Source organism: Janthinobacterium sp. 35 (genome assembly GCF_002754575.1).
Lineage (GTDB): Bacteria > Pseudomonadota > Gammaproteobacteria > Burkholderiales > Burkholderiaceae_D > Janthinobacterium > Janthinobacterium tructae.
In genome coordinates, this window is record NZ_PEFN01000001.1 from 3,837,862 (window position 1) to 3,851,656 (window position 13,795).

At 59.0% G+C, this 13,795-nt stretch carries 15 protein-coding genes; 11 read left to right on the plus strand and 4 right to left on the minus strand.

The annotated features are described in order from the left end of the window. Positions 1 to 99: 99 nt before the first annotated feature. Together CLU93_RS17050 and CLU93_RS17055 are read left to right on the plus strand one after the other, a co-directional pair. Positions 100 to 1,458: a mechanosensitive ion channel family protein gene (locus CLU93_RS17050; RefSeq protein WP_099762418.1), complete on the plus strand. Its 1,359-nt coding sequence runs from the start codon at positions 100 to 102 to the stop codon at positions 1,456 to 1,458. 133 nt (positions 1,459 to 1,591) lie between these two features. Continuing rightward, a complete protein-coding gene (locus tag CLU93_RS17055) occupies positions 1,592 to 2,800 on the plus strand; it encodes a DesA family fatty acid desaturase (protein WP_099762419.1) in 1,209 nt (402 codons plus the stop codon). 137 nt (positions 2,801 to 2,937) lie between these two features. Here CLU93_RS17055 and rpmG read toward each other — a convergent pair whose 3' ends face one another. The 3 genes from rpmG to radC all read right to left on the minus strand — a co-directional run bounded on the left by rpmG (position 2,938) and on the right by radC (position 4,286). Then, positions 2,938 to 3,105 (minus strand): 50S ribosomal protein L33, encoded by a 168-nt coding sequence (gene rpmG / locus CLU93_RS17060; protein ID WP_010400929.1) that lies wholly within the window; start codon positions 3,103 to 3,105, stop codon positions 2,938 to 2,940. A gap of 22 nt (positions 3,106 to 3,127) precedes the next feature. After that, on the minus strand, positions 3,128 to 3,364 hold the full coding sequence (gene rpmB, locus CLU93_RS17065; RefSeq protein WP_010400928.1) for a 50S ribosomal protein L28: 237 nt from the start codon (positions 3,362 to 3,364) through the stop codon (positions 3,128 to 3,130). A gap of 247 nt (positions 3,365 to 3,611) precedes the next feature. Beyond that, positions 3,612 to 4,286, minus strand: coding sequence for a RadC family protein (gene radC, locus CLU93_RS17070; protein WP_099762420.1), 675 nt, complete (start codon positions 4,284 to 4,286; stop codon positions 3,612 to 3,614). Between the two features lie 121 nt (positions 4,287 to 4,407). Here radC and CLU93_RS17075 point away from each other — a divergent pair, with 121 nt between their 5' ends. The 6 genes from CLU93_RS17075 (at position 4,408) to CLU93_RS17100 (ending at position 9,806) form a co-directional block, all read left to right on the plus strand. Further along, on the plus strand, positions 4,408 to 4,863 hold the full coding sequence (locus CLU93_RS17075) for an FKBP-type peptidyl-prolyl cis-trans isomerase (RefSeq protein WP_070224501.1): 456 nt from the start codon (positions 4,408 to 4,410) through the stop codon (positions 4,861 to 4,863). Between the two features lie 10 nt (positions 4,864 to 4,873). Continuing rightward, entirely contained in the window at positions 4,874 to 5,821 is a 948-nt protein-coding gene (gene ispH, locus CLU93_RS17080; RefSeq protein ID WP_099762421.1) for a 4-hydroxy-3-methylbut-2-enyl diphosphate reductase, read from the plus strand. A gap of 295 nt (positions 5,822 to 6,116) precedes the next feature. After that, the gene (locus CLU93_RS17085) at positions 6,117 to 7,046 is read left to right on the plus strand and encodes a branched-chain amino acid ABC transporter permease (RefSeq protein ID WP_099762422.1); all 930 of its coding nucleotides are present in this window, start codon (positions 6,117 to 6,119) and stop codon (positions 7,044 to 7,046) included. A gap of 22 nt (positions 7,047 to 7,068) precedes the next feature. Beyond that, positions 7,069 to 8,286, plus strand: a complete 1,218-nt coding sequence (locus CLU93_RS17090; RefSeq protein WP_099762423.1) for an ABC transporter permease subunit — start codon at positions 7,069 to 7,071, stop codon at positions 8,284 to 8,286. 12 nt (positions 8,287 to 8,298) lie between these two features. Continuing rightward, positions 8,299 to 9,072, plus strand: a complete 774-nt coding sequence (locus tag CLU93_RS17095) for an ABC transporter ATP-binding protein (protein ID WP_071075779.1) — start codon at positions 8,299 to 8,301, stop codon at positions 9,070 to 9,072. Between the two features lie 11 nt (positions 9,073 to 9,083). After that, on the plus strand, positions 9,084 to 9,806 hold the full coding sequence (locus tag CLU93_RS17100) for an ABC transporter ATP-binding protein (RefSeq protein ID WP_071075780.1): 723 nt from the start codon (positions 9,084 to 9,086) through the stop codon (positions 9,804 to 9,806). Positions 9,807 to 9,939: 133 nt separating this feature from the next. Here the strand turns inward: CLU93_RS17100 and CLU93_RS17105 are convergent, their stop codons facing one another. After that, positions 9,940 to 10,506: a phasin family protein gene (locus CLU93_RS17105; RefSeq protein ID WP_071075781.1), complete on the minus strand. Its 567-nt coding sequence runs from the start codon at positions 10,504 to 10,506 to the stop codon at positions 9,940 to 9,942. A 349-nt stretch (positions 10,507 to 10,855) separates the two neighbouring features. Between CLU93_RS17105 and CLU93_RS17110 the strand changes: the two genes are divergently transcribed. The 3 genes from CLU93_RS17110 (at position 10,856) to pbpG (ending at position 13,773) form a co-directional block, all read left to right on the plus strand. Beyond that, entirely contained in the window at positions 10,856 to 11,782 is a 927-nt protein-coding gene (locus CLU93_RS17110; protein ID WP_099762424.1) for a DMT family transporter, read from the plus strand. 21 nt (positions 11,783 to 11,803) lie between these two features. Further along, on the plus strand, positions 11,804 to 12,523 hold the full coding sequence (locus tag CLU93_RS17115; protein ID WP_099762425.1) for a nitroreductase: 720 nt from the start codon (positions 11,804 to 11,806) through the stop codon (positions 12,521 to 12,523). 176 nt (positions 12,524 to 12,699) lie between these two features. Then, positions 12,700 to 13,773: a D-alanyl-D-alanine endopeptidase gene (gene pbpG / locus CLU93_RS17120; RefSeq protein ID WP_099762426.1), complete on the plus strand. Its 1,074-nt coding sequence runs from the start codon at positions 12,700 to 12,702 to the stop codon at positions 13,771 to 13,773. The last annotated feature ends 22 nt before the right edge of the window (positions 13,774 to 13,795 follow it).

The window sequence follows — 13,795 nt, forward strand, 5'->3', positions numbered from 1 at the left end:
CATCGCAGCGGTGGCCATGCACTTGCGCCAGCCAGTCTGGCGCAGGCTGTGGGCGCCCCGCCCGGTTATTTCCCTGCACCATCTTCCAGACCATCCGCCATGAACCAAACCCCGCTGCTCAACCTGATCACTGACTTTGTCGACGATTTCCGTCAACCGGCCATCCTGTGGCAGGCATTGGTCATCGTCGCTTGCCTGGCACTGAGCTGGTTGCTGGTGCGGCAGTTGCGCGCATTCCTGCACCAGCGGGCGGAAGCGGCGGCTGTCCCGGCCACGCCGGAAACCTTGCAGCGCACGGACAGTTTCATCCGCATCCTGACGCCCGTGCTGGCGGCCATGTTGCTGGGCATTGCGCAGCATTTCCTGGCCAAGTTCCAATCGGTGAATCTGCTCAGTATCGCCATTCCCCTGTGTACCTCGATGGCGCTGGTGCGCTTCGGTTTTTATGTGTTGCGCCGCATTTTTGCCCGCCATGGCGATATCAGCCCCACCATGTTGTTGCTGGAAAAGATCTTTACGGTGGTGGTGTGGGCGGGCATGGCCCTGTATATCACGGGCCTGTGGCCGGAATTGCATACCTTCCTGGAAGGCATCGTCGTTCCGCTGGGCCGCAATAAAGTATCGGTGGCTGCCATCTTGCAAGCCGCTATTTCCGTGGCCGTGCTGCTGGTGCTGGCCATGTGGGCCGGCACTTCGCTCGACGAGCGCCTGATGAAAATGCAGGGCTTGCACACCTCCTTGCGCGTGGTGCTGTCGCGCATGGGGCGCGCCGTGCTGATCCTTGTTTCCGTGCTGGTCAGCCTGTCGCTGGTGGGCATCGACCTGACGGTGCTGTCCGTGTTTGGCGGCGCTTTCGGCGTGGCGCTGGGCTTCGGCTTGCAAAAGATCGCCGCGAACTTTGTCTCCGGTTTCATCATCCTGCTCGACCGCAGCCTGACCATCGGCGACATGATCACGGTGGGTCAATTTACGGGCAAGGTAACGCAGATCAATACGCGCTATACTGTGTTATTGGGTGGCGATGGGGTTGAATCCATCGTGCCGAATGAAATGCTGATTTCCGGCGGCGTGCAGAATATGTCGCTGAGCAACCGCATGGTCTGGCTGTCGACAGCCGTGTCGGTGGGCTATGAAACGGATATCGATGTCATCTTCCCCTTGCTGGAAGCGGCGACGGCCAAGGTGCCGCGTGTGTCGCAAAGCAATCCACCATCGGCGACCCTCGTGCGTTTCGGCGCCGACGGCCTCGATGTGCAGATCGGCTTCTGGATCGCGGACCCGGAAAACGGCACCGGCGGAGTGAAGTCGAATGTAAACCGCGCCATCTGGCGCACCTTGCAGGAACATAAGGTCACTGTACCGTTTCCGCAACGCGAATTGCGTATTGTTGGTACGCCTCCTGCCCCGCTCGTGGGCGCGGCAGAGGGTGAGTCCGCGCCATCCGGCACCCAGCCTTAACCTCGCTGCCTGCCTCCGATTTTGCCTGATCGCACCCATTAGGGCGTACAATCACGCCTAAAATTAACTCTGCCGGACCTCCAGAGTCACTGGAGCGACCGTGCGCATGCCCTGTCCACTTGGAGTAGCAGTAATGACATTGAGTTCCGTTTTACACGACGTTTTGCAGTTCATGGCCACTGGCATTGCCGATCTGACCGCATGGCAAGTTTTCCTGTACACCATGGTGGTCACGCATATCACGATCGCCAGCGTCACGATTTATCTGCACCGCCACCAGGCCCACCGGGCGCTGGAATTGCACGCCATCCCCAGTCATTTCTTCCGTTTCTGGCTGTGGCTGACGACCGGCCAGGTCACCAAAGAGTGGGCGGCCATCCACCGCAAGCACCATGCCAAGTGCGATACGGAAGAAGATCCGCACAGCCCCGTGACGCGCGGCATCAAGAAAGTGTTCTGGGAAGGCGCCGAGCTGTACCGCGCTGAATCGAAGAACATGGAAACCATGGCCAAGTACGGCCACGGCACGCCGACGGACTGGATCGAGCGCAACCTGTACACCAAGTACAGCTGGCTGGGCGTGGTGTCGCTGTTCGTCATCAATTTCGTGTTGTTCGGCGTGATCGGCATTTCCGTGTGGGCCGTACAAATGATGTGGATCCCCATCACGGCGGCCGGCATCATCAACGGCATCGGCCACTACTGGGGTTACCGCAACTACGATTGTGCCGATGCGGCCACCAACATCATTCCCTTCGGCATCCTGATCGGCGGCGAAGAGTTGCATAACAATCACCATACATATGCGACGTCGGCCAAGCTGTCGTCGAAATGGTATGAAATCGATATCGGCTGGGCGTATATCCGCGCGCTGGAAATGCTGGGCCTGGCCAAGGTGAAAAAGCTGGCGCCGGAACCGAAGTTCTCGCACGGCAAGCTGGAAGCGGACTTCGAGACCTTGCAGTCGGTCATCGCCAACCGCTACGACGTGATGGCCAAGTACGCGAAATCGATCAAGCATGCCTGGAAGGAAGAGCTGGAACACCTGAAGCACAAGGCCGAGCTGGAAAAGCGTTTCCTGAAATCGTCGCGCAAGCTGATGCAGCGCGAGCCGGGCAAGCTGGCCGAGGCGCACCATGAGCAGCTGTCTGAATTGTTCCAGCACAGCAAGGCGCTGGAAACCATGCACCACATGCGCGTGGAACTGGGCGCCATCTGGGAGCGTTCGCACTTTACGCGCGAGCAGTTGCTGCAAAAGCTGCAAGACTGGTGCACGCGCGCCGAAGCGTCGGGCATCCAGTCGCTGCAAGATTTCTCGTTGCGCCTGCGCAGCTATGCCTGATTAGCCTGTTGCGCCATATCAAGGCCCTGGATTCCAGGGCCTTTTTTTCGTCCTGGCAAAGGGGGAGGGCGGCGTCAAAATAAGGACGAAAAAAAACCGCTCATCGGAGCGGCTCTTTTTACAGAACACAAGATCAATTACTTGATTTTGGTTTCTTTGTACGTTACGTGCTTGCGTGCTTTAGGATCAAATTTCATGATCTCCATTTTCGCAGGCGTCGTACGCTTGTTTTTGGTAGTCGTGTAGAAGTGACCCGTACCGGCGGTCGATTCTAACTTGATTTTGTCGCGGCCTGATTTTGCCATGATAGCTCCCTTATTCTGCTAATTAGACTTTTTCGCCACGAGCGCGCATATCGACCAATACGGCGTCGATGCCGACTTTATCGATGACGCGCAGACCGGCGTTGGACAAACGCAGGGAGACCCAGCGGTTTTCAGATTCAACAAAAATACGACGATTCTGCAAGTTAGGCAAAAAACGACGTTTGGTTTTGTTGTTTGCATGGGAAACATTGTTGCCGACCATCGGCTTCTTCCCAGTGACTTGGCAAACACGTGCCATGGCGCACTCCTTAAAGATATTCCAAATTGGAAAAACGAGAGTATATCCAAAATAAGCAGATTTATCAATGACTTGCGAAAAACAATTGTGTCATGTTGTATTGAAATAATTTAACAATTAGACTTTTACCCTTCTTCATAGGGGAAAGCACTGGTAAACAGAACTGTTTACTGTTAGATAAGCGTCCCGCTGCTGTCACGTATGTCCTTGTTTACACATGGTTAACTGTGATCAGGGCGGTGCCGGCCTAGATCTGGCCGTGCTCGGCAAACGAATGTACTTGCCGACCGGCCACGACGAAATGGTCGAGGATGCGCACGTCCACCAGCGACAAGGCTTGCACCAGCGCGCGCGTGAGCAATAAATCCGATTCGCTCGGTTCCGGCGTGCCGGATGGGTGGTTATGCGCCAGCATCACGCTGGCCGCGTTGTGCAGCAGCGCTTGTTTCACCACTTCGCGCGGATACACGCTGGTGTGGGTGAGGGTGCCGCGAAACATTTCCCGGGTCGTGATCAGGCGGTTCTTGACGTCCAAAAACAACACATGAAACGCTTCGTGCGCCAGGTTGCCCAGGGTCAGGCGTAAATAGTCTTTGACGGCGTGCGGCGAATTGAGGGCTTGGCCCGCCTGCAAATCCTCGATGATGGCGCGCCGCGCCAGTTCCATGACTGCTTGCAGCTGGGCAAACTTGGCGCTGCCCATGCCATGCACAGCGGAAAAACTCACGAGGCTGGCACCAAACAGGCCCCGCAGGGAGCCGAAATGCTCGACCGTGTCACGTGCCAGCTCCACGGCACTCTTGCCGCGCACGCCAGTGCGCAGGAACACGGCCAGCAATTCCGCATCCGACAGCGAGTGTGCGCCATCCTCGATCAGGCGTTCGCGTGGCCGTTCGCTGGCCGGCCAGTCCTTGATGCCCATGCTGTTCTCCTGTTTGTCACCGGCGCGCGCCCCAGTGTGGTCTTCTTTGACGAAGCCATGGGGCAGGCGCGGCCAGTGTGGCTTACAATATCGTTTTGCATCAGCTACTTGAAAACTCACTATGTCCAACGAGCAACCAGCAGTCGTCACCGAAGCGGCTTACCTCACCCTGCATTATCGTCTTGCTACTGTTGACGGTACTGATATTGTCACTACCTTTAGCGGAAATCCTGCTACCTTGATGCTGGGACAGGGCCAGCTGGCGCCATTCCTCGAGCAGCGGTTGCTGGGCTTGCCTGAAGGCACGCACCAGACGTTCGAGCTGGCCGCCGGCGAAGGCTTTGGCGAGCGCAATCCCGAGCTGGTGCAGTCCGTCTCGCGCGCGACCCTGGACGAGAACTCGGTGCCGGGCGCCGACTACAAGATAGGCGACCTGGTCGATTTCGCCGCTCCGGGCGGTGGCCGCTTTGCCGGCGTGCTGCGCGAAATGCGCGAGGACTCGGCCCTGTTCGACTTCAATCATCCGCTGGCAGGTCAGCCGCTGCGCTTTGAAGTCAAGCTCATTTCGGTGCTGTGAAGGAATAGCGATGGATAAAGAACTGTTACTGGCCCAGCCCCGCGGTTTCTGCGCGGGCGTCGACCGGGCGATCGAAATCGTCGAACGCGCCTTGCAGCAATTTGGTGCACCGATCTACGTGCGCCATGAAATCGTCCACAACGCCTATGTGGTGGCCGACTTGCGCAACAAGGGTGCCATCTTCATCGACGACCTCGATGACGTGCCTGCTGGCAATACGCTCGTGTTTTCCGCCCATGGCGTGTCGAAAGCCGTGCGCGCCGAGGCGGAATCGCGCGGCCTGAGCATTTTTGACGCCACTTGCCCGCTGGTCACCAAGGTGCACATGGAAGTGGGCAAGATGCGCCGCGAAGGCCGCGAGATCATCATGATCGGCCACGATGGCCATCCCGAGGTGGAAGGCACGATGGGGCAGGCCGACATGGGCATGCATCTGGTGGAAACGCTCGAAGATGTGGCGGCATTGCAGGTCGCCAATCCGGAGAGCCTGGCCTATGTGTCGCAAACAACGTTGTCAGTTGACGACACTCGCGACATTATCGAGGCCTTGAAGCTGAAATATCCGAACATCGCCGAGCCGAAAAAAGGCGACATCTGCTACGCCACCACGAACCGCCAGGAAGCCGTGAAATTCATGGCCCCGCAAGTGGAAGTGGTGATCGTCGTGGGCAGCCCGAACAGCTCGAATTCGAACCGCTTGCGCGAAGTGGCCGAGAAGATGGGCACGCCAGCCTACATGGTCGACAATGCCTCGCAGATCGATCCCGCCTGGCTGGAAGGCAAGCTGCGCGTGGGTGTGACCGCTGGCGCCTCGGCGCCCGAGGTGCTGGTGCAAGCCGTCATCGACCGCTTGAAAGAGTGTGGCGTGAAGAGCGTGCGCCCGCTCGACGGCGTGCAGGAAGCCGTCACCTTTCCGATGCCGAAAGGCCTCGATGGCCTCAAGCGCGACGTGGCCTGAGTCTGCAGGACGATTGAGTATCGATGAAATAGTTACCTTGAAACCGAATTTAATTCGGAAATGATCGATTTATTCCAAGCTTAGTTTTTGCAAAAGATCGTTATGATTGCTTCAAGCTTGAATATGTTGTCGTTATGACTAAGCAAGGTCACGCCCGTTTTAAGTGCGTGCACCATGCTGGTGAGAACGGTCCAAGGATGGCACTGCAGGATTTCTTCCTCCGGTGCCGTTTTTGTATCAGCGACCTATTCTGGCGGAAGTTGTTCCCGAAAAATGCATATTTGATAGGGCAATCATGGATACATTCATCCAGCAGATCATTAACGGCTTGGTGTTGGGCAGCATGTATGCCTTAGTCGCCCTCGGTTACACAATGGTGTACGGCGTCTTGAACCTGATCAACTTCGCCCACGGCGACGTGCTCATGATCGGCGCCATGGTGGGCTTGACCATCCTCAAACTGCTGGGCATTTATGTGCCGGACTGGCCCGGCTATCTGAAACTGGCCACCGCCATCCTCGGCGCCATCCCCATCTGTATTCTGGTCAACATCATCATCGAGCGGGTCGCCTACTGCCGCCTGCGCAACGCCCCCCGCCTCGCCCCCCTGATTACCGCCATCGGCGTCTCCATCCTGCTGCAAACCTTCGCCATGATGATCTGGACGCGTAATCCCTTGCCCTTCCCGCAATTGCTGTCGACCGACCCCATCAACATAGGCGGCGCCGTGATTTCGCAAACGCAAGTGCTGCTGCTGGCCCTGGCCGCGCTGTCGATGGGCGGCTTGGTATTGCTGGTGGAAAAGACGAAAATGGGCCGCGCCATGCGCGCCACGGCGGAAAACCCCCGCGTGGCGGGCCTCATGGGCGTTGATTCCGACAAGGTCATCGTGGCCACCTTTGCCATCGGCGCCGCGCTGGCGGCCGTGGCCGGCGTGATGTGGGGCGCCAACTATGCGTCCATCCAGTTCTCCATGGGCGCCATCCCCGGCTTGAAGGCCTTCTGTGCGGCCGTGCTGGGCGGCATCGGCAATATTTATGGTGCCATGCTGGGCGGTATCTTGCTGGGCATTATCGAGAGCCTGGGCGCCGGCTATATCGGCGACATCACGGGCGGCTTCCTGGGCAGCCACTACCAGGATATCTTTGCCTTCGTCGTGCTGATCATCGTGCTGACCTTGCGCCCGTCCGGCATCATGGGCGAAAGAGTGGCCGACCGTGCCTGATGTGAAACTGGGAGATTAAATCATGGCACTACTCGATTTTGACGCTAAGAAAAATCCGACCAAAGCCTACGCCGGCATGCTGGGCCTGGCCGCGCTGCTGATGGTGTTCCCGTTTTTTGCCGCGCAGTTCGGCAACTCGTGGGTGCGCATCATCGACATGGCCTTGCTGTACATCATGCTGGCCCTGGGCTTGAACATCGTCGTCGGCTTTGCCGGCCTGCTCGACCTGGGCTACATCGCCTTCTATGCCGTGGGCGCTTACCTGACTGCCCTGCTGGCCTCGCCCCAGTTCGCCATCCTGCTCGAATCGGTGGTGAATCAATATCCGCTGCTGGGCGAGACCCTGGTGCAGCTGATGGGGCCGGAAATCCGCGAAAACGGCATCCATTTGTCGATCTGGATCATCGTGCCGCTGGCCGCCTTTGTTGCCGGCCTGTGCGGCGCCTTGCTGGGTGCGCCGACCTTGAAGCTGCGCGGCGATTATCTGGCCATCGTGACCCTGGGCTTTGGCGAGATCATCCGCATCTTCATGAACAATTTGAACGACCCGATCAATTTCACGAACGGGCCGCAAGGCATCAATCTGATCGACCCGATCCGCATCTTCGGCGTCAACCTGGCGGGCGAGGCGGGCACCAACAGCACCGTCATGGTGGCCGGTTTCTCCATGCCGTCCGTGAATGCCTATTACTTTTTGTTCCTCTTCCTGTGCATCGCCGTCGTGTTCGTCACCAAGCGCCTGCAGCATTCGCGCCTGGGCCGCGCCTGGGTCGCCATCCGCGAAGACGAGATCGCCGCCAAGGCCATGGGCATCAATACGCGCAACGTCAAATTGCTGGCCTTTTCTATGGGCGCCTCGTTTGGCGGCGTGGCCGGCGCCATGTTTGCCTCGTTCCAGGGCTTTGTCTCGCCCGAATCGTTCTCGCTGACGGAATCGATCGCCGTGCTGGCCATGGTGGTGCTGGGCGGCATCGGCCATATCCCCGGCGTGATCCTCGGCGGCGTGATCCTCGCCTCGATACCGGAAGTGTTGCGCCACGTGGTGGAGCCGGCTCAGCAGGCGCTGTTCGGCCACGTGGTGATCGAGGCGGAAGTGCTGCGCCAGTTGCTGTACGGCCTGGCCATGGTGTTGATCATGCTCAACCGTCCCGCCGGCCTGTGGCCATCGCCGAAGCACGAAGACCGGCCCGACCACGATGTGGACCAGCCGAATAAATCCACCGGCGTCGTGTCCGCATAAGGGAGCAATACCATGAGCGAACAGATCATTCTCAATATCGCCGGCGTGAACAAGCGTTTCGGCGGCTTGCAGGCGCTGACCGACGTGGGCATCACCATCCGGCAAGGGCAGATTTACGGCTTGATCGGCCCGAACGGCGCCGGCAAGACGACCTTTTTCAATGTCATCACGGGTCTGTACCAGCCCGATACGGGCACCTTCGAGCTGGCCGGCAAGCCGTACTCGCCGTCGGCACCGCACAAGGTGGCGAAGGCGGGCATCGCGCGCACCTTCCAGAATATCCGCCTGTTTGGCGACATGACGGCGTTGGAAAACGTCATGGTGGGGCGCCATGTGCGCTCGCACCAGGGCGTGTTCGGCGCCATCTTCCGCCACAAGGCGGCGCGCGAGGAAGAGGCGTCCATTCGCCAGCGGGCCATGGAGCTGCTCGATTTCGTCGGAATTGCCCAGTTCGCCAGCCGCACGGCGCGCTTCTTGTCGTATGGCGACCAGCGGCGCCTGGAAATTGCCCGCGCGCTGGCCACCGATCCCACGCTGCTGGCCCTCGACGAGCCGGCGGCCGGCATGAATGCGACGGAAAAGCTGGCCTTGCGCGAGTTGCTGGTGAAAATCAAGGCCGAAGGCAAGACCGTGCTGTTGATCGAGCACGACGTGAAACTGATGATGGGATTGTGCGACCGCATCACGGTGCTCGAATATGGCAAGCGCATCGCCGAAGGCTTGCCGGCCGAAATACAACAAAACCCGGCCGTCATCGAGGCTTACCTGGGGGGATCGCACGCATGAGTAACAATGGCTTGAACAAGACTGTATTGAAAGTGGCGGGCCTGCACGTGGCCTACGGCGGCATCAAGGCCGTCAAGGGTATCGACCTGGAAGTCAACGAAGGCGAGCTGATCGCCCTGATCGGCGCGAACGGCGCCGGCAAGACGACGACCTTGAAAGCCATCACGGGCACCCTGCCGGCCTGCAAGGTCGAGGGCACGATCAGTTACCTGGGCGAATCGCTCAAGGGCACGAAGTCGTTTCACCTGGTGGAAAGGAAACTGGCCATGGTGCCGGAAGGGCGGGGCGTGTTTACCCGCATGTCGATCCGCGAAAACCTCATGATGGGCGCTTACACGCGCACGGACAAGGCCGGTGTCGAGGATGACATCGCCAAGTGGTTCGACGTGTTTCCGCGCTTGAAAGAGCGGGCGGCGCAGATGGCCGGCACCCTGTCGGGCGGCGAGCAGCAGATGCTGGCCATGGCGCGCGCGCTGATGAGTCATCCGAAGCTGCTGCTGCTCGACGAGCCATCGATGGGCCTGTCGCCCATCATGGTCGAGAAAATCTTCGAGGTGATCCGCAAGGTGTCGTCCGAAGGCATCACGATCTTGTTGGTCGAACAGAATGCCCGTCTGGCCCTGCAAGCGGCGCATCGCGGCTATGTGATGGATTCCGGCCTGGTCACCATGGGCGGTAATGCGGCCGCCATGCTCGACGACCCGCGCGTGAAGGCGGCGTATTTGGGGGAGTAAGCGCGTTCAGAAAGTGCTCAGGCATAAAAAATGCCCCAGCTGGGCTGGGGCATAATGGCATCCGTCGGAGAAGTGCGGGATGGATGCCTGGAGGAGCTGGTAACAGCGGACCGCCGTAGCGGTCGCGCAATAATTACTTGGCAGCCGTGCGTGGCACGACTTTTTCAGCCGCTTGCGTGAACTGATTCACGGCCGATGTCAGGTTCGCTTCGATGGCTTCGACGGCTTGCTTGCTGGTTTTCGAGAACTGCTCGTAGCCTGCATTGGCGTTGCCGATGGCGCTTTTCAGCATGGCAACAGCGTTTTCCGAACCGGCTGGCGCGTTTTTGGTGACTTCTTCCACCAGCGACAGGACTTTGCGGTTGGTTTCAGCGATTTGCGATTCAGCTGCTTTGCTGAATTCAGCTTGGGTGCCCGACGTGATGGCAGCCAGGTGACGACCGTAAGCGATGGCTTTTTCGGCGCTAGGCTGGGCTTGAGCAGCGCTCAGCGAGAAGAATTCTTGTGGATCTTTTGCCGACAGCAATTGCTTGGCGGCGGCGGTCGATTCTTCCAGCGTTGCCTTGGCAGCGGTCAGGTTCAGTTCGACGATCTTTTCGATGCCTTCGAAGGCTTTGCTCGTCAGCGACGAGAACAGGGCGAATTGGGCTTCCAGGTTGGTTTTGGTAGCGGACGAAAATTGCTCAGGAATTGAAAACATATAAATCTCCAAAAAATCGAAATCTGGTTAATTTGATGCTGCGTGTACCGTTTGGGAAAGCAGGTGAATCTAAATTTTCAAGCTGAACAAGAATTGTGCAACGCAACAAACCCTATTCTACGGCGAAAAAAAATGAAGTCAAGCGATTCTTGTGCAATGCAACAATTGAATAGATTTGCATCAAAAACCATTGTTTCTAAAGAGAAATATTTGATTTCTGGGTGTCAATGGTTTAACCCTAAACTGTTATTTCCCCGCCTTTCAGGACGGGTGCGGCGCAGCATGCTAGACTTTGCCTCCCGCACTGGTGCAGCGCCCCGGTGCCGACCCCGTTTCCCGAGTTGATATCATGTCCAATCTTCCCGCCGCGGCTGGCGCCAGCGGCAAAGCCCCCAAAGCTCCTTTCTTGACGACCCTGGCGCCGATGGCCTTGCCCGGCTTCTTTGTGTTGTTATGGAGCACAGGTTTTATCGTCGCCAAGTTCGGCCTGCCGTACGCGCCGCCGCTGACCTTCTTGCTGCTGCGCTTCCTGGGCGTGCTGGTGATCCTGCTGCCGCTGGTGCTGGTCCTGCGCGCACCGTGGCCCGTGGGACAGTTTCGCCAGATCGCCGTGGCCGGCATCCTGATGCAGGCTGGCTACCTGGCCGGCGTCTGGTGCGCCATCAAGCTGGGCATGCCGGCCGGCCTGTCCGCCCTGATCGTCGGCATGCAGCCCGTGCTGACGGCCTGCGCTGCGCCGCTGATCGGCGAATCCGTGCGCCCGCGTCAGTGGCTGGGCTTGCTCTTTGGCTTGCTCGGCGTGGCCCTGGTCGTGTATGCGAAGATCAATCTCGTGGGCCTGACCGTGGAAAGCGTGCTGCTGTGCGTGTTTGCCTTGCTGTCGATGACGGCCGGCACCATGTACCAAAAACGCCACTGTCCGCAGTTCGACTTGCGCACCGGCACGGTGGTGCAGTTTGCCGCCTCCATCGTGGTCGTGTTGCCATTCGCCCTGTATTACGAGGGGCTGGACCTGCATTTCAGCAACGTGCAATGGACGGCGAATTTCATAGGCGCCTTGCTGTGGTCGGTACTCGTGCTGTCCATCGGCGCCATTTTCCTGCTGTTCGCCCTGATCCGCCGCAGCGATGCGACGAAAGTGACGGGCTTGCTGTACCTGACGCCGCCCACGACGGCCGTGATGGCCTGGCTGATGTTTGGCGAAGCCTTTAATATGCTGGGTATCGCCGGCATGCTGGTGGCCGTGGTTGGCGTGGTGTTTGTTGTCAAGAAATAGAGTGAGCGGGAGAGTAGGGCAGTGAGCAAGCAAGCATCTGAAACAACGCCGGCGCAGCAAGCCGTGGACGCCGTCATTGTGTCGCGCCGTTCGATCCGCGCCTTTTTGCCCACGCCGGTGGCGCAGGACGATATTGCGCGCATCCTGGAAGTGGCGGCGCGCGCCCCCTCTGGCGCCAACATGCAACCGTGGAAAGTGTACGTGCTGTCGGGCGAAGCGCGCCTGCGCCTGTCGCGCCGCATCCTCGACGCCTATGCCGCACCGAAGGCGCCGGACGCCCCCGCGCGCACGGCGTCGTATACCTATTACCCGCGCCAGTGGACGGCGCCGTTCATCGAACGCCGCCGCAAGATCGGCCTGGACCTGTATCAGCTGCTGGGCCTGGAGCGCGGCGACACGGCCGGCATGGCGGCCCAGCATGGACGCAATTTCCAGTTTTTCGATGCGCCCGTGGGCCTGATCTTTACCATTGAACGGGTGCTGGAACAGGGTTCCTGGCTCGACTACGGCATGTTCTTGCAAAACATCATGCTGGCGGCGCGCGCGCGGGGACTCGATACCTGCCCACAAGCGGCCTTCATCCACTACCATGACATCATCCGCGAGGAACTGGGCGTGCCGGCCAGCGAAATGGTGGTGTGCGGCATGGCCCTCGGCTATGCCGACCCGGACAAGATCGAGAACCGCCTGAACACGGAACGCGAGCCGCTGGCCGGCTTTGTTAAATTCATGGATCAATAGACACGCCAGCGATTTGCGCACACAATCAGTTGATTAAGGATGAGTTTGTTTGCTGATCGCCAACGATTTGTATTTCGTTGCTGCAATAAATACTGTCCCAACTGTTAAATAGGCTTGCGATTACTCTGCATTTCGCTACACTGCAATAAGGCAACAGCTTCACGGGGAATTATCGAATGGCTAAGTTTAAACTTGCGCTGGGTGTCCTGGCTTCCCTGCTGTTTGCATTGGCGCCGGCTGCGGCCGTGCACGCCAAGGAAGCGAACAGCAAATCCTCAGCCTCCAAGAAACATAACACCAAGAAAGTCAAAGTCGTGCTGCGCAAGGGCGCGACGGCCGCGCCGCGCGACAAGACCGTGCGCCGGGTCGTCATGGTGCGCGGCAAACGCAAAGTCATCTATCAAAAAGTCAGCAGCGTGGCCGTACCCATGGCCGCACCGATGCCCACCATGGGCGACCTGGCCGGCCTGAACCTCACGCGCGATCCGCTCGACCTCAAATCGAGCGTGGCGCTGGTGCTGGATCAGGCCAACTCGGAAGTGCTGTTTGAAAAGAATTCGAATGTCGCCCTGCCCATCGCCTCCATCACCAAGATGATGACGGGCCTGGTGGTGGTCGAAGCGCGCCAGGACATGGATGAAGTGCTGACGATCATGGACGAGGACGTCGACCGCGCCAAGTTCAGCAGCTCACGCCTGAAAGTGGGCTCGCAATTGACGCGCGCGAATATGCTGCATATCGCCCTGATGAGCTCGGAAAACCGCGCCGCCTCGGCGCTGGGCCGCAATTATCCGGGCGGCTTGCCGGCCTTTGTCGACGCCATGAACAGCAAGGCGCGCCAACTGGGCATGCTCGACACGCATTACGTCGATTCCAGCGGCTTGTCGAAGATGAACGTGGCCAGCGCGCGCGACCTGGGCAAGCTGGCCATGGCCGCCTTCCGCCATCCATTGCTGCGCCAATACTCGACGGACCCGAAAGCCATCGTCGAAGCCAGCGGACAGCCCATGCAATTTGGCAATACGAATCACCTGGTGGCCAACCCGGGCTGGGAAATCGGCTTGCAAAAGACGGGCTTCATCAATGAGGCGGGACGTTGTCTGATGATGCAGGCCGTCATCGAAGGACGGGCCGTGATCATGGTCTTCCTCGATTCCAAGGGAAAACAGTCGCGTACGGCCGATGCGGGACGCATGCGCAAGTGGCTCGAAGCACTCAAACCCGCCAACATGAGCTTGCCTGGTGGATAAAAGAAACAGGGCAGCGTTGCTG

Coding starts and splice junctions, on each gene's coding strand:
- rpmG (WP_010400929.1), bottom strand. CDS start 3,105: ATGGCAAAATCAGGCCGCGACAAAATCAAGTTAGAATCGACCGCCGGT.
- CLU93_RS17105 (WP_071075781.1), bottom strand. CDS start 10,506: ATGTTTTCAATTCCTGAGCAATTTTCGTCCGCTACCAAAACCAACCTG.
- pbpG (WP_099762426.1), top strand. CDS start 12,700: ATGGCTAAGTTTAAACTTGCGCTGGGTGTCCTGGCTTCCCTGCTGTTT.
- rpmB (WP_010400928.1), bottom strand. CDS start 3,364: ATGGCACGTGTTTGCCAAGTCACTGGGAAGAAGCCGATGGTCGGCAAC.
- CLU93_RS17085 (WP_099762422.1), top strand. CDS start 6,117: ATGGATACATTCATCCAGCAGATCATTAACGGCTTGGTGTTGGGCAGC.
- ispH (WP_099762421.1), top strand. CDS start 4,874: ATGGATAAAGAACTGTTACTGGCCCAGCCCCGCGGTTTCTGCGCGGGC.
- CLU93_RS17090 (WP_099762423.1), top strand. CDS start 7,069: ATGGCACTACTCGATTTTGACGCTAAGAAAAATCCGACCAAAGCCTAC.
- CLU93_RS17095 (WP_071075779.1), top strand. CDS start 8,299: ATGAGCGAACAGATCATTCTCAATATCGCCGGCGTGAACAAGCGTTTC.
- CLU93_RS17075 (WP_070224501.1), top strand. CDS start 4,408: ATGTCCAACGAGCAACCAGCAGTCGTCACCGAAGCGGCTTACCTCACC.
- CLU93_RS17055 (WP_099762419.1), top strand. CDS start 1,592: ATGACATTGAGTTCCGTTTTACACGACGTTTTGCAGTTCATGGCCACT.
- CLU93_RS17110 (WP_099762424.1), top strand. CDS start 10,856: ATGTCCAATCTTCCCGCCGCGGCTGGCGCCAGCGGCAAAGCCCCCAAA.
- CLU93_RS17050 (WP_099762418.1), top strand. CDS start 100: ATGAACCAAACCCCGCTGCTCAACCTGATCACTGACTTTGTCGACGAT.
- radC (WP_099762420.1), bottom strand. CDS start 4,286: ATGGGCATCAAGGACTGGCCGGCCAGCGAACGGCCACGCGAACGCCTG.